The 12,743-nt window shown below is 53.7% G+C and carries 14 protein-coding genes; 4 read left to right on the top strand and 10 right to left on the bottom strand.

Annotated features, from left to right (window positions below):
• Positions 1-9: 9 nt before the first annotated feature.
• Genes LX66_RS25340 through LX66_RS25330 form a run of 3 tightly spaced genes read right to left on the bottom strand, consistent with a single transcriptional unit; the run spans position 10 to position 3,424 of the window.
• Entirely contained in the window at positions 10-2,313 is a 2,304-nt protein-coding gene (locus tag LX66_RS25340; RefSeq protein ID WP_211366533.1) for a TonB-dependent siderophore receptor, read from the bottom strand.
• Between the two features lie 12 nt (positions 2,314-2,325).
• A complete protein-coding gene (locus LX66_RS25335) occupies positions 2,326-3,027 on the bottom strand; it encodes an ABC transporter ATP-binding protein (protein ID WP_145718728.1) in 702 nt (233 codons plus the stop codon).
• Positions 3,028-3,067: 40 nt separating this feature from the next.
• Positions 3,068-3,424, bottom strand: coding sequence for a hypothetical protein (locus LX66_RS25330; RefSeq protein ID WP_145718726.1), 357 nt, complete (start codon positions 3,422-3,424; stop codon positions 3,068-3,070).
• A gap of 174 nt (positions 3,425-3,598) precedes the next feature.
• Between LX66_RS25330 and LX66_RS25325 the strand changes: the two genes are divergently transcribed.
• From LX66_RS25325 to ric, 3 genes are read left to right on the top strand one after another with little or no spacing between them, the layout of a single operon-like run.
• A complete protein-coding gene (locus LX66_RS25325) occupies positions 3,599-4,102 on the top strand; it encodes a hemerythrin domain-containing protein (protein ID WP_145718724.1) in 504 nt (167 codons plus the stop codon).
• Between the two features lie 31 nt (positions 4,103-4,133).
• Positions 4,134-5,426: a hypothetical protein gene (locus tag LX66_RS25320; RefSeq protein WP_145718722.1), complete on the top strand. Its 1,293-nt coding sequence runs from the start codon at positions 4,134-4,136 to the stop codon at positions 5,424-5,426.
• Entirely contained in the window at positions 5,335-6,072 is a 738-nt protein-coding gene (gene ric, locus LX66_RS25315; protein ID WP_145718720.1) for an iron-sulfur cluster repair di-iron protein, read from the top strand. The genes LX66_RS25320 and ric overlap by 92 nt, the downstream gene beginning before the upstream one ends.
• Here ric and LX66_RS25310 read toward each other — a convergent pair.
• Genes LX66_RS25310 through LX66_RS25280 form a run of 7 tightly spaced genes read right to left on the bottom strand, consistent with a single transcriptional unit; the run spans position 6,053 to position 12,367 of the window.
• The gene (locus LX66_RS25310; protein WP_145718718.1) at positions 6,053-6,820 is read right to left on the bottom strand and encodes an ABC transporter permease subunit; all 768 of its coding nucleotides are present in this window, start codon (positions 6,818-6,820) and stop codon (positions 6,053-6,055) included. The two genes, ric and LX66_RS25310, sit on opposite strands and share 20 nt — an antisense overlap.
• A gap of 31 nt (positions 6,821-6,851) precedes the next feature.
• Positions 6,852-7,580, bottom strand: a complete 729-nt coding sequence (locus tag LX66_RS25305; RefSeq protein ID WP_145718717.1) for an ABC transporter ATP-binding protein — start codon at positions 7,578-7,580, stop codon at positions 6,852-6,854.
• Entirely contained in the window at positions 7,577-8,815 is a 1,239-nt protein-coding gene (locus tag LX66_RS25300; protein ID WP_145718715.1) for a nitrous oxide reductase family maturation protein NosD, read from the bottom strand. The genes LX66_RS25305 and LX66_RS25300 overlap by 4 nt, the downstream gene beginning before the upstream one ends.
• On the bottom strand, positions 8,812-9,243 hold the full coding sequence (locus tag LX66_RS25295) for a nitrous oxide reductase accessory protein NosL (protein ID WP_158642762.1): 432 nt from the start codon (positions 9,241-9,243) through the stop codon (positions 8,812-8,814). The genes LX66_RS25300 and LX66_RS25295 overlap by 4 nt, the downstream gene beginning before the upstream one ends.
• A complete protein-coding gene (locus LX66_RS25290) occupies positions 9,236-9,817 on the bottom strand; it encodes a hypothetical protein (RefSeq protein WP_145718711.1) in 582 nt (193 codons plus the stop codon). The genes LX66_RS25295 and LX66_RS25290 overlap by 8 nt, the downstream gene beginning before the upstream one ends.
• 51 nt (positions 9,818-9,868) lie before the next feature.
• Positions 9,869-11,842 carry a Sec-dependent nitrous-oxide reductase gene (nosZ, locus tag LX66_RS25285; RefSeq protein ID WP_145718709.1) on the bottom strand — a complete coding sequence of 658 codons (1,974 nt, stop codon included), beginning with the start codon at positions 11,840-11,842 and terminating at the stop codon, positions 9,869-9,871.
• A 30-nt stretch (positions 11,843-11,872) separates the two neighbouring features.
• Complete coding sequence (locus LX66_RS25280) at positions 11,873-12,367, bottom strand: c-type cytochrome (RefSeq protein WP_145718707.1); 495 nt, start codon at positions 12,365-12,367, stop codon at positions 11,873-11,875.
• A 201-nt stretch (positions 12,368-12,568) separates the two neighbouring features.
• Here LX66_RS25280 and LX66_RS28240 point away from each other — a divergent pair, with 201 nt between their 5' ends.
• Positions 12,569-12,733, top strand: coding sequence for a hypothetical protein (locus LX66_RS28240; RefSeq protein WP_158642761.1), 165 nt, complete (start codon positions 12,569-12,571; stop codon positions 12,731-12,733).
• Positions 12,734-12,743: the final 10 nt, after the last annotated feature.

The following is a 12,743-nucleotide window of genomic DNA, read 5'->3' as shown; positions in this document are numbered from 1 at the left end:
GCGTTGTTGTTAAAATTTACAGGTGGCGCCCAGCATTACGTTGCGCGGCGCCCCGGGAAAAAGGCGCTGGTAATTCTGCGCGCCTATCCAGTAGGTTTTGTTAGCCAGGTTGTTCACGTTCAGGGCAAGCTGCACGTTGCTTTTACCGGGCGTGTAATAGAGCGCGGCGTCCAGCAGGGTGTAGGCCGGCACCATAAAATCCCGTATGAACCAGGGCACTTTATCGCCGCTGTACTGTACGCCCAGGCCCAGGCCGAGGTCCTTCAGCAGGGGAACGGAACTGAAATTATACCGGGTCCAGAGGTTGGCGCTATGGATGGGCGTATTCTGTTTCCGTGCGCCGATCAGCGCCTTGTTGTTGTCGTTCATGATCCTGGCGTCTATATAGCTGTAGGAGGCCGTTACCTGCCAGTTGCGCTGCACAAAGCCTGTAATGTCCAGGTCCAGGCCGCGGCTTCTTTCCGCGCCGCGCGTTACCAGCAGGTCCGGGTCTGCCGGGTCGTTGGCGTTCATGAGAATATTCTTTTGATTGATCTCGTACAGGGCCAGGGTAAGCTGCAACTGGTTATCGAGCCATTCGGATTTTATACCGGCTTCTTTCAGGTCGCTGATCAATGGATCATAGTTGCTGCCTGCCGGTGCGGGCACGGGCACCAGGGTAACGGTGTTGGATTGCGGCTGGTAGCCCTGCAGGTAGGTGGCGTACACGTTCATGTTGGGTAGCAGGGCGTACACCAGGCCAATGCGCGGCAGCAGCCTGGATTGCTGCACGGTAATGGCGCGGTCTGTTTTATAGTTGGTCACATCCTGGTACCATTCCTGCCGCAGGCCCAGCAAGAGGGTAAACTGCTTCCATTTTGCCTGCTCCTGCACATACGCGGCATGCACCCGGTACAGGCCCGCCGGCAGGGCTGCTTTGGAAAACGTATATTCATTGATGTTCTTGATGGTATGCACCGGGTTTTGCAGGTCAAAATGCTCCACGTTCGGTTTGGGCATTTGTATGCCGTTCCTGGTAATGACCTGGTACTCCTGCTGGCGGGCGGGGTCATAAGTAGCGGCGGTCTGCCCGCTGGCAAGCAGGTAGCCCCTGGCCGCGTTCTGCCCGCCGCCTTCGTGCTTGTGCGTGCTGTTATGATCATAGCCGATCAGCAGCTTATGCTGCAGCGCGCCGGTGCGGGCCTGGAAATTGAAATAGCTGCTGACATTGTCCGTGTTCCAGAACTGCTGGCGCTGCACTACCTGCATGGCTGCCAGCGTAGGAATGGGCTGGTTGTTGATATCCACGGCAAAGGCGTTGGTGGTGCGGTGCTCCAGCAGGTCCTCTGTCCAGGTCTGCTTCATGTAGGCAATGTTGAAGGTAATGCCCCCGGACAGCCGGTGTGCCATGTTGCCCATTAATATCACTTCCCGTGATTTGAAATAGTCGTTGGTAGCGCCAATGTTGAAGCTGATGGGCGTGCTGAGCAGGTCCGTTTTACCGGCAATTGCCCCGAAAATGGCCTGCCCGCGGTCCAGGCGTGTATGGATGTTGCTGTAGATCATCTCCACGTTCAGCGTAGTCCTGTCATTGGGTACGTAGGTGAGGGAAGGGGAGATGAGCAGGGCTTTCTGGAACTGGAGGTCGCGGAAGCTACGTGTATCCAGGTACCCTGCGTTGAGACGGTAGAGTAATGTTCTGGATTTGTTCACCGGCCCGGTGAAGTCCAGTGTTCCCCGCATGGTGCTGAAGCTGCCCGCGCTTACGCTGATCTCTTTACGGTCGGTGGCCAGCGGCTTTTTGGTAACCAGGTTGATGCTGCCGCCGGGGTCCACGCTGGAGAATGTGGTGCTGGCCGGGCCTTTGATCACTTCTACCCGTTCAATATTGTTGGTCAGGGGCTGCGCAAAATAATACTGCCGGGTACGCATACCGTTGATAATAGTGCCTTCTTCATTCTGGCTGATGCCGCGGATGGTGAACTGGTTGTAATAACTGGCCGGGATCACGCCGCTGGTGCCCCTGAGGGCATCCGCCAGCTGGAAAGCCTGCCGGTCCGCCATCAGCTCTTTGGTCACCGTGGAAATAGACTGTGGAATGTTCCTGTTCAGCTCAGCGGTTTTGGTGGCGGCAAAGGAATAGTCGCTCTGGTAATTGCGCACCTTGCGCCCCACCACTTCGATGGATTGCAACAGCCTGGCCGTGCTGTCCGGCGCTCCGGCGGCCGCGGTATCGCGGACAATGTCCTGCGACTGCGCTGCGCTGGTAAAACAGCCCAGCGTGATCATCACCGCTATGGACCGGTACCTGTTTTGTGTGTTTGCTATTGTCACTGTTGCTATTGCTTAAATGGTTTCGAGGTACAGCTGCTGCAGCTCGTTGGCGGTAATGTTGTTCGTATCCACGGTATGCACCAGGCGTCCCTGTTTCATGATGCCGATCCGGGTGCCTACGTTCACGGCATTGAATATGTCATGCGTGGCCATGAAAATGGTTTTGCCTTCGGCAGCCAGCTCCTTGCAGAGCTGCGTAAATTCCACTGTAGCCTTGGGATCAAGGCCCGAGGTAGGCTCGTCCATCAGGATCACATCCGCCTGTTTGGCCAGCGCAATGGCGATGCCTACTTTCTGCCGCATGCCCTTGGAATAGGTGCCCAGCCGTTTACGGTGAGCAGTTGCCGGCAGGCCGGCTTTTTCCAGCAAGGCGGCCAGTGCTTCGGTACTGTAACGGGTGCCGGCCAGGCGGCTGAAGAAATCAAGATTTTCAATCCCGTCCAGGTTGCCATACAGTTGCACCACTTCCGGTATATAGGCGATGAATTGTTTGGTGCGCAGATCATTGGGCTTTACCTCCACGCCATTAATGGCGGCTTTACCGCTGCTGGCTTCCGTAAATCCCAGGAATAAATTGATGGTGGTGGTTTTGCCGGCGCCGTTCTGGCCGAGTAAACAGAATATCTCGCCCTTGTCCACAGACAGGTGAAGATCGCTTAGCGCAGCAGTACCGTTGTACTGCTTGCCAAGCCCGATAGCTTGTAATACAGACATACAATTTTTTATTGAACAGAAAGAAGAGTGGTAACAGGTATCAGCATATCACAGGGGGAGGGTCTCTGCCGGCAGATGAAAAGCAGCGGGGAGCCGGCAGGGTCAGGAAGGCGCATGCATGCAATGCAGGAAGGGCGGGCAGCAGGCTGGTAAACGCAGGTAAAGGCGTGGCATGATAGGCTGCATATTTGTGCGCGCATACCTGGCAATCGTGCCCGGCCCCTAAGCCCTTTTTAACGGAAAGGACCGGGGGCTGCTTTTCTTTCAGACAGGCTGCTGGTCCCAGGCCAAAGCCATGCGCGTGATGGTGCCACCACTGTACAGGCGTTGCTACAAATGCAAATATTGCCAGCAGTATGCTGGCTGTGAACTGCCTGTATTTCCTGATAAACGCCAATTTGTAAAATGCAATAATGTTGCAAAATTAAACGAGTTTAATAGTTATCCAAACTTTTCGGAGAAAAATGCGGGAACATGCCGCCATCCGTTTGTTATTGTAAGCCCGCTGTCAAATTGAATAATAAAAGACTTTCTTGTCTTTTATTATGACCGGAAGCATTACCTTTACAGTATGATCACAAATCGCAAACCGGTGAAAAGAAGCCCGGCGCTTGTTCCGCTGTCGCGGGACCATCATGACGGCCTGCTGCTGTGCTGGAAGATCCGGGAAGGGACCAGGAAAGCCGTTGACGCGGACCGTATCCGACGCTATGTTATCCACTGTTTTGAACGGGAGCTGGCAGCACATTTTCAGGAGGAAGAAGCGCTGGTCTTCACGGTGCTGGCTGCAGACGATCCGATGAAAAGAACAGCGCTGGCGCAGCACGAGGAGCTGCGCAGGCTGGCCGGGGAGCTGGAAAAGGCGCATGGGGGCGGGCAGGCGTACCTGGCTGCTTTTGCAGATAAGCTGGATGAACATATCCGCTACGAGGAGCGTGCATTGTTTCCCTATATCGAAGCAAAGCTGAGCGGCGAACAGTTACAGGAAATGGGCCTTGCTATAGAGGCAATGCACCGCAAGGGAACGGCCTCTGTGTGGCCGGACCCGTTCTGGGAAAAAAATTTACCTATATAAAGGATGTTTTTGTCTTTTATTAATTGTGTCAATGATGAAACAGGCTGGATGGATCAGGGTGGCTTTAATAAACCTGGCAATCGTTGCGGGGCTGGGTTTACTCCTGCGCGCTAAAATATTGTTCCCTGTACCTGTAGATTTTAAGCGCACCTTGCAGGGACACTCCCATTTTGCTTTTTCCGGCTGGATCACGCTGGCATTGCTTGCTTTGATGGTGTGCCAGCTGTTGCCGGAACAGCCTGGCAGGAAACGGGTGTACCAGTGGCTGCTGGCCGGCTTGCTGCTCACGGCTCTGGGTATGCTGGCCAGTTTCCCGGCACAGGGTTATGGCGGCTACGCCATCCTGTTCTCCACCTTGTTTATTTTCGTAACCTATGCTTTTACGATTGTTTTCCTGAAAGATTTCAGGACGACCACGCATGGCCGGGCAGTAAAACTGCTGACAGTAAGTTCCCTGGCAAGCCTCGTTATTTCTTCCGTTGGTCCTTATACCCTGGCTTACCTGATGGTCAGCGGTTCCGGAGATTTCGTGTTGTACAGGAACGCCATTTATACCTACCTGTACCTGCAGCACAGCGGCTTTTTTACCCTGGCGGTGTTTGCGCTGGCCTTTCACCTGCTGCGCCTGCCGGACCGGTATACTGTAAGGTTTGCATGGTTGCTGGTGTGCTCCGTGATACCGGCCATGTTCAGCTCCTACCTGTGGGGCGCTCCCGGGATCATGGTCCGTATGGTGGCGCTTGCGGGGAGCGTGTTATCCGTATTGAGCCTGTTCTTCTTTTGCAGCATGATGTATGCGCTGCGGCAACAGCTAAGAACGATCCCCGCCTTTGCGGCCCGCATAGGGGCCGTGGCCATGCTGGCCTTCATGCTTAAAATGCTCTTGCAGGCGCTTACGGTTATCCCGCCAGTAGGGGCGGCGGTGTTTGCCAACCGGCCGGTCGTTATCGGCTTCCTGCACCTGGTGTTACTGGCGTTTGTAACGGTGTACCTGCTGGCGCATTTTATGCAAATCGGCCTCCTGCCGGATGGGCCGGCTGCCAGGCGCGCCGTCGGTATATTCACTGGTGGGGTGGTGCTGAACGAAATTGTTTTAATGATGCAGGGGCTGGGTGTGATACTGGTGAAAAGCAGTCCCGTTATACCCTGGCTCCTGCTTGGGGCGGCTGCCTGCCTGTTCACCGGTAGCTGTCTTGTCGCTAGATCTGCACTTAATCATAAACATATAGCTCATGAAAAACGTATCTATCAACCTGGAAACAGTGGGCGGGATTGTCGCCGAGAATATCAGGAACGCGGAAGTGCTCAGGGCATTCGGCATTGATTTTTGCTGCGGTGGCCGCAAAACGCTGGAGGATGCCTGCCGCGAAAAAGCACTGGACATTGACCGGGTAAGGCAGGCGCTGGCAGCCGCTGCTGATGATGTATCCGGTATCCGGCCTGATTTCAGCGCTTTCACGCCTTCATTCCTGGCAGACTACATCGTGAATGTGCACCATGCCTATGTACGGCAGCATATTCCCGTGATCCTGGACCTGGCTGAAAAAGTGGCTGTGCGCCATGGGGCGGCACACCCTTTCCTGCATGAAATCAACAGTAAGGCAAACGAGCTGGCCCAGGAGCTGCTCACGCATATGAAAAAGGAAGAGCAGGTCCTGTTCCCGGCCATTAAGCTCCTGGACAGCGGGCACCCGCTAAAAGTCGGCTTTGCCACCATCAGCATACCTATCGAAGTAATGGAAAGCGACCATGACCTGGCTGGCGACCTGGTAAAGGATATCCGTTTGCTGTCCGGCGACTATACTGCGCCGGAAGGGGCCTGTAACAGCATGAAGCTGCTGTATCACAAGCTGGAAGCATTTGAGCATGACCTGCACCTGCACATACACCTGGAGAATAATATACTGTTCCCGAAAGCCATGCAACAGGAAAGAGCGCTGCATGCCGGCATTACAGGTTCTTCCTGTTGAATACCCTTACAGAAAGGAGCAGGGGGACGATCATCCAGCACAGCAGGCAGCTTACCGCGAAAATGCTGCCGGCGGCGGAGCCGAGGAATTTTTTGAACAGGGCGCCGGAATACCCCATCAGCACGGCCACGTCCAGTTGCAGCAGCATCAGTACCCTGGCCAGGTCTATGGGATTCAGGGTGATCGCTCCCAGCACCATTTTCTCAATGGGATATTCACCAAAGGAATAGATCAGCCCTATCAGCAAGCCGTCAAACAATAAGGAGAAGAACAGCGCCGTGATGATCGCTGCGCCGATGCCCCGGGTCTTGTCCCGGCAAAGCACGAAGATCAGCAGGGCCAGGGAGCTGAAGATCAGCGTCAGCAGCAGGCCGCTGATCACGAGTATGAGGGAGGCGGTGCCGGAAACCAGCAGCAGGAGCGGGATGCCGATGCCGGCTGCATAGGCGGCGGAAAGAGAGACCGCTACCCCCGTATATTCCGCCAGCAGCACGCTTTTCCGGTTGATGGGCTGGGACAGCAGTAGCTCCGTGAATTCTATGGAATTGAAAAAATAAATAGTGGCGAAAAGAATGGTGATGATCGGAACAAACAGCAGCGTAATATTCAGCAGGCTCAGTAATCCCTTGGATGGGTTGCCGTCCAGGTTTAGCACGCTTACCGCCAGCACTGCCAGTATGAGGGTATACACCAGGATGATCTTGTTCTTTAAAAGATCCAGTAATACGTATTTGATGATCGTTTTCATCCGTTCATATTTTGATGTTGTAGGCGCGGTTTCATACGGCATAGCTGGATGCCGGCAACTCAGTTTGCATGACCCGCGCAATGACTTTATTGAGCCTTTCTTCCCCGGTGGTGGCCTGCAGGGCTTCTACGCTTTTGTAGAACATCAGCCGACCGTCCTGCAGGTACACAATATGGCTGGCAATGCCTTCCAGGTCGCTCAGCACATGCGAGGTGATGAGCACCAGCTTTCCCCGGGAAAGCTCCTGCGCGATCTTGTCTTTCAGCAGTTCGCTGGATACCGGGTCCAGGCCGGCCGTCGGTTCGTCCAGGATGTAGATGCCGGGGGAAAATAAAAAGGCCAGGCTGGCGCTTACTTTCTGCCGGGTGCCACCGGACAGGTTGCGCATCATTTTGTGCCGTACCTTATCCAGTCCGAATCCTTTCAGCAGGTCTTCATCATACACGGTATGATCCCGGCGGATCTCCCGGATCATATTGATGACCTGTTCAATGGTCATGTTTTCAGGATAACGGCCTATCTGCGGCATGTAGCCTATGTTGGAGCGGTAGGCCCAGTCTTTTTTTACGGCCTGCCCGTTAATGCGGATCGTTCCCTTTTCCGGGATCACCAGTCCCAGTATCGATTTGATCAACGTGGTCTTTCCCGATCCGTTGGGCCCCAGCAGGGAGATGGCTTGCCCCTGCTGCATGCTCAGGCTGATATTGTCCAGTGCCTTGCACCTGCCGAATGATTTGGTCAGTTGGATTATTTCTATCATAGTTTCCATTTTTTTATCCTGGGCGCATCATCTTTTAGCTGGTCCGGGATAATGCTGGGCATCACCTTTTCCACCTGGTCCATAATATTGGTGAGAAAGCTCCTGTAAAGTATCATGGCGGCCGGTATCTTTTCCGTGATAACGGCATACACGCTTACCGGGTAATAGGGTACATCGCCTGTTCCGTCGCGGTCCAGGTCGTACCCGTCGTATTTATCCCAGTAGTTGCCCCTGAAGGTATTGAGCATCATGGTGCCATTGGTGGCTACGTCAAAGGAGTTGCCCGTAAAATTATTTTCGGTGAACAGCCCGTTGCTGCAACTGGCCTGCATCCGCATGGCCCAGCCGTTGCCGGTGAAGGTGTTGCGTTTTACTTCCAGCCGGGCGGCGCCTTCCATGTAAATGGCCACCGTGTTCTTTACAAACAGGTTGCCGGCAATGGTGCCGTCTGATATTTCTTTCAGCAGCAGGCCATAGGCGGCGTCTCCCCAGTTGTCCTTGAATACGTTCCCGTGCATGGTCACTCTTTTGGAGAACATAACGGCCACGCCTGCGCCATTCCCGGAGAAAGTGTTCCGGGTATACGCATCGTCGTTGGAGAACATGAAGTGGAGGCCATAACGCACATTGGATACGGATATATTGTCGCTGATATCGGATTGCGTAACAAACTCGAAATAGATGCCATCCCGGTGCCCGGTAATGTGATTGCCCTGTATCCGCAGGTGTCCGGATTTCCAGGCATGTATGCCGTTGCCGCTGTTCTGTTCATCCACCGCCTGCGCCTGTAGCTGGTTGTTCACCACTGTGCAGTGGTGGCTTTTCTGGAGGTAGATGCCGTAAGTGTTGTTCAGCAGCCGGTTATGCGCCACCTTTACATAACCGGCCTCCTGCACGCGGATGGCGGCCATGTCCACCAGGCTGGAGATGCCGGTGTTTTGCACCTGCAATCCCTGAATAACGGCAGAATCCGCGGTGATAATAAACAACTGGTGCCGGCCCTGCCCGTCCACCACGGGGTATTGTTCCCCCAGTATGACCACCCGTTTGTCTACGTAGATGTCATGCTCCTTGTAAATACCTTTTGACAGCAGGACCGTATCGCCCGGCCGCGCCTGGCGGATAGCGCCCTGTATGCTCCCGGCGGCGGGATGCACTTTTATGACCGTTGCAAAGGTGCGGCCGTGCAGCAGGGCAAGTATGGCCCATAGCAATATCCTGTAAGGGTGCTTCATTGGCGCAGCGTGTTCCAGTGTTGAAAATCAGTATGGAGGCTGTCCCGGTATTGTTGCGCAAGCGCCCGGCTGGCAAATGCCGCGCAGTTGCCATTCATCGGGCTGGCAAACAGTTCATGCCGCAGGAACACCGCTTTCCGGGCATCCAGCATTGCTTCGCCATTATCAAGATAATCCGCCACAAAGAGCTGCACCTGTTCATCCTGCTTTTGCATCCCGTCCATGTACTGTTGCATACACAATATGTCATCAAACTTGTAGACCCTTCCCTTGGCGGTCAGCAGCTCAGCGGAGAAGCGGCGGTCTACAATGGTCATTTTACAACTGGCGCAGGCGTCTTTGCCGTAGGAGATGGGCTCAAAAGAAGGCTGGCAAGCTGTCGTTAACAGCAGGCCCGCGCAGAGCAGTATGATTATTGGATTACGCATTTTGCCGGGATTTTTTGTATTCATAGATGGTAATGGCTACCAGTATCACCCCGGCCAGGATATAGCACCAGCCGGCCACGTGGGGCTGTGACAGCACTTCAAAATTGAGCATCTTCTTATAGCCGATCAGCGGGGGCTGGTAGGCCATCCCTGGCACCTGTATGGGCGCGTTGGGATCAAGGTTATGCCCGTAGTCATATTCCCATTTATAGAAGTCATAGAAGGAGAGGGAGGCCAGCACGAGGAAGAGCAGCGTCCAGGTGTAATAGCCGGCCCGCCTGTTCCAGGCCAGCACGCCCAATCCCATTGCAATAAATATCATCATGGCCAGCGGCATGTATATAAACTCCCTGAAATCTTCCTTGTGGATGGTCTGCATGCCGATGTAATGATTCAGCCCGTTGATCACATCCACGTCGCCTTGTATGTCATTGATCCAGATCGTCATGGTCAGGCCGCCGGGATACTGGGGCGCCGCCAGGTCTATCCGCCACATGGGGAAGAACCATAAGCTTACGAGCAGCAGTATCACCAATACGGTGCTTATCCTTCCGGTGTTTGTTAGCTTGTTCATATGCAGTAGCAGCAATGGCAGGGTGTTTCAGCCCCGCCATTGCCCGGTTTGTTATTGATTGGCGGCCACGGCTTTCATCTCGCCGGTGCCGAATTTTAAGGGAACATTACTGCCTTTGGGGGACACCCGTAAGTATCCCTGCATTTCCTGGTGCAGGGCGGAGCAGAAGTCTGTGCAGTAGTAAGGGTAGATGCCTGCTTTCTCCGGCACGAATTTCAGGGTAACGGTCTCCCCGGGCATGATCAGCAGTTCCGCGTTCGGGTTGTTCTTGATCGCAAAGCCATGCGGCACATCCCAGTCCTGCTCCAGGTTGGTAACATGAAAATAGACCTCATCGCCTACGTATACGCCTTCAATGTTATCCGGATTCAGGTGGGAGCGGATGGCGGTCATGTATATGTCCACCCGGTTGCCTTTGCGGACCACTTTCGCATTCTTTTCTCCCATGGCTACATAGGGGTGCTTGTTCTTGTTGATGTCGTATATCTTCACGCTTTTGTCTTTGATCATATCTGCCGCAATCGCCTGCGCATAGTGAGGTTCTCCCACGGTGGGGAAGTCCAGCAGCAGCTTCATTTTTTCCCCGCTGATGTCATAGAGCTGGGCAGATTGCGCCAGTTCCGGACCGGTGGGCAGGTAGCGGTCTTTCGTGATCTTGTTATAGGCGATCACGTATTTGCCCCAAGGTTTTTTGGTGTCGCCCCCCGGCACGCAAAGGTGGCCGATGGAATAATAGGTGGGCGCGCGGTCCAGCACTTCGAGGCTTTTTACATTCCATTTCACTATTTCAGAAGAAAGGAACATGGAAGTATAGGCGTTACCGTTTGCATCGAATTCCGTATGCAGGGGCCCCAGCCCAGGCTTTTGCACTTCGCCGTGCAAAACGGTATTGTACTTTAATACCGGGATACCCTGGTAGTCGCCTTCAAAATCCTTTGCATCAATCGCTTTGATGATCTTCTGGTAAGAGAATACCGGTATCAGCGCCGCCAGTTTCCCGCTGCCTACAATGTATTCCCCGCTGGGGTCCACATCGCAGCCGTGGGGGGATTTGGGGCAGGGGATCATGTACACGATGTCTTTCAGCTCGTTCGGGTCCAGTACGATCACTTCCGTTTCCGTAGTGGAAGTAGCACTTTGTTCTTCTTCGTGGAAGACGTTGTGCGCATACTGTACTTTCATTTTTTTGCCTTTCCCGGCTTTGGCATAGGCTTCGGCTTTTTGCCAGTTAATGGCCACGATAAAGTCCTTGTCCTTTTCCGAAGCATTCACTTCCAGGAGTGTATTGGCCTGCTCCGTGTTGTAGGTAGAGAAGAAGAACCAGCCGTGGGAAGGCCCTTTGCCGGCCCGGCTCAGGTCCAGGTCCATGCCGGGCAGCACTACCTGGAATGCTACATTCATACGGCCGGAATTCTTATCCACGCTGATAAAGGACACGGTGCTTTTAAAATTTTCCTTGAAGGAAGATATGGGAACATCCTGCTGTTCGCCGATAGGTACCGCAAAGCGGGTGCCCGCTACTACGTATTCCGTGTTCTCGGTGAGGTAGGGGGAGGAGTGGTTGCCGGCGCTGTTCGGCAGCTGCAGGATCTCCACCGTTTTAAAGGTGGTGAGGTCTATACGCGCCACGCGGGGCGTATTATTGGCATTGGCAAACAGCCAGCGCCCGTCCTGCTCGCCATTGGTCTGCGACAGGGTAAGGTGGTGCTGATCGTCCCAGGGTATTAGCCCGGCGGTGGTGTTCAGCATGGCTTTGGTCTCTTCACTATAACCATAGCCATTTTCCGGGAATACGGAAAAGACCGGGATGATCTTCAGCAGCCTGCCGGAAGGAAGGCCGTACACGGACACCTGCCCGTTGAAACCGCCGGATACGAAGTTGTAGAATTCATCGTATTTGCCCGGCGCTACGTAGACTTTGGAGGCCGCATCACCGCTCACCGCCGTCTCCGCCGTTTTCATTTTGCAGGACGGCAGCAGGGCAACGGCTCCAAGGGATAAGGAAAATAACAGGAACTTTTTCATGATGTATGAGTATTGTTTAGAAAGGGTCATTTAATTTTTACCATCGTTTTTACGCATGAACTCCAGGACCGCCCGGGCTTCCTCATCGCTTAAATTCTGGTTGGGCATACGTACCATGCAGATTTCCAGCATGGCCTGCGCTTCGGCGTCCTTATTGAGCATTTCATCCACGTTGGTAATGAAGTTCATGATCCATTCAGGCGTTCTCCTGTCCGTCACGCCTTTCCAGCCTGGTCCTACCAGCTTCTCCTCGCTCAGCTTATGGCAGGAGCCGCATTTCACATCATAGGTTTTTTCTCCTGCAGTTACCATTTTGGCGTCCAGGGGATGGGTGAGCGGTACGTCCGTAAACTTGCCGATGCCTTTTTTATCGTCCGCCGTACCGGCTGTTGTACCAGTTTCCCCCGCGGGTGTTGCCGCCGGGGTTTCCCTGGTGTCAGCCTGTTGCGTGCTGCCACCGCCACAGCCATATATGAATAGAATACCCGCGGTGAAAGTGATGGAAAAGAAATGTTTGTAATGCATAGATATTGGAATTTGAAAATGATGTATATCACATTTGCAGTACAAAAATCACTTTCATAATGGTCAAAAAGTATGACGACAATCATAAAAGGGAGAAAAGAGTCTTTTATTTGCCTGATTGATATCAGTTCGACGGCCGGAGTGCCGGAAATGCGTAAATTACAGGAGCAACGCACGGGTTAGTTTATCAAAAATTGTCTTATGCTGACGAGAGACATTGCTATCATTACCGTTGTTGTAATAGCCGCCCTTGCCTTACTGGTATTTTTGATCAGAAGGAATCAGAAAGACAGGAAAGAATTGCTCCCTCCCAAATCAACAGAAGAAGAAAAAGGCGACCAGCGGAGAAGGCATAGCAGGTTATAGTTTTTCTCCG

The sequence above is a fragment of the Chitinophaga japonensis genome, from assembly GCF_007830125.1.
GTDB classification, from domain to species: domain Bacteria; phylum Bacteroidota; class Bacteroidia; order Chitinophagales; family Chitinophagaceae; genus Chitinophaga; species Chitinophaga japonensis.
This window is presented reverse-complemented; position numbering and strand designations above follow the sequence as displayed.

Coding starts and splice junctions, on each gene's coding strand:
- LX66_RS25305 (WP_145718717.1), bottom strand. CDS start 7,580: ATGATAGAAATAATCCAACTGACCAAATCATTCGGCAGGTGCAAGGCA.
- LX66_RS25335 (WP_145718728.1), bottom strand. CDS start 3,027: ATGTCTGTATTACAAGCTATCGGGCTTGGCAAGCAGTACAACGGTACT.
- LX66_RS25325 (WP_145718724.1), top strand. CDS start 3,599: ATGATCACAAATCGCAAACCGGTGAAAAGAAGCCCGGCGCTTGTTCCG.
- nosZ (WP_145718709.1), bottom strand. CDS start 11,842: ATGAAAAAGTTCCTGTTATTTTCCTTATCCCTTGGAGCCGTTGCCCTG.
- LX66_RS25320 (WP_145718722.1), top strand. CDS start 4,134: ATGATGAAACAGGCTGGATGGATCAGGGTGGCTTTAATAAACCTGGCA.
- ric (WP_145718720.1), top strand. CDS start 5,335: ATGAAAAACGTATCTATCAACCTGGAAACAGTGGGCGGGATTGTCGCC.
- LX66_RS25295 (WP_158642762.1), bottom strand. CDS start 9,243: ATGCGTAATCCAATAATCATACTGCTCTGCGCGGGCCTGCTGTTAACG.
- LX66_RS25290 (WP_145718711.1), bottom strand. CDS start 9,817: ATGAACAAGCTAACAAACACCGGAAGGATAAGCACCGTATTGGTGATA.
- LX66_RS25280 (WP_145718707.1), bottom strand. CDS start 12,367: ATGCATTACAAACATTTCTTTTCCATCACTTTCACCGCGGGTATTCTA.
- LX66_RS28240 (WP_158642761.1), top strand. CDS start 12,569: ATGCTGACGAGAGACATTGCTATCATTACCGTTGTTGTAATAGCCGCC.
- LX66_RS25310 (WP_145718718.1), bottom strand. CDS start 6,820: ATGAAAACGATCATCAAATACGTATTACTGGATCTTTTAAAGAACAAG.
- LX66_RS25300 (WP_145718715.1), bottom strand. CDS start 8,815: ATGAAGCACCCTTACAGGATATTGCTATGGGCCATACTTGCCCTGCTG.